This is a genomic window from Oleiphilus sp. HI0079 (assembly GCF_001635105.1).
In genome coordinates this window covers 1-751 of the sequence record NZ_LWFT01001376.1, presented here as the reverse complement: position 1 = coordinate 751, position 751 = coordinate 1, and the positions used below count along the sequence as shown (strand labels likewise).

Genomic DNA, 751 nt, shown 5'->3' with positions numbered 1-751 from the left:
TCCCGAATGAGGATAAGGGCGCATTTATGGTTGATATTCAGCTTCCTGCGGGAGCGGCTTTGCTTCGAACGGGTGAAGTGATGAAGCAGGTGACGGACATCGTCAACGAAGAGGCGGGTGTGAGTGACGTGATGACCATCAGCGGATTTAGCTTGATTTCAGGCGCCGTTTCATCGAATGCCGGTTTGGCGATCGTTACGCTTGATCCTTGGGATGATCGTAAGGATCCCGCTCTGCATCAGGCCGCGATTGTGAATAGTGTGCAAGCTAAATTGAGTGCCATCTCCAGTGCGAACGTTCGAGCTTTCTCTACGCCCGCCATTCCAGGACTTGGCGGTACTAGCGGCTTGGAGATGGTGCTTACGGACTTACAGGGAAGAGACTCGGCATCACTTGCCTCGGCCATGGGCGGTTTTATTCTCGCCGCGAATGCGCGCCCAGAAATTGCCTTTGCTTTCAGTACTTTCTCGGCTGATATTCCGCAGCTATACGTAGATGTCGACAGAGTGAAGGCGAAGAACCTAGGTATCCCGCTTTCAGAAATTTTTATGACGCTTCAGACCCAACTTGGTTCTCTCTATGTGAATGACTTTAATAAGTTTGGTCAGGTGTATCGTGTGATGATGCAGGCCGAGGCGCAGTACCGAAATGACGAATCAGACCTTTCCAAGCTGCACGTGCGCTCCTCTGGTGGAGAAATGATTCCGTTAAGTACGCTGGTTCAAACCAAGCCGATATTGGGGCCTGATGT

At 51.4% G+C, this 751-nt stretch carries 1 protein-coding gene; it reads left to right on the top strand.

Translation table 11 applies throughout. The features are described 5' to 3' along the window. Positions 1-26: 26 nt before the first annotated feature. The coding region (locus tag A3750_RS23770) for an efflux RND transporter permease subunit (protein WP_231871941.1) at positions 27-751 on the top strand (725 nt) is incomplete at its 3' end.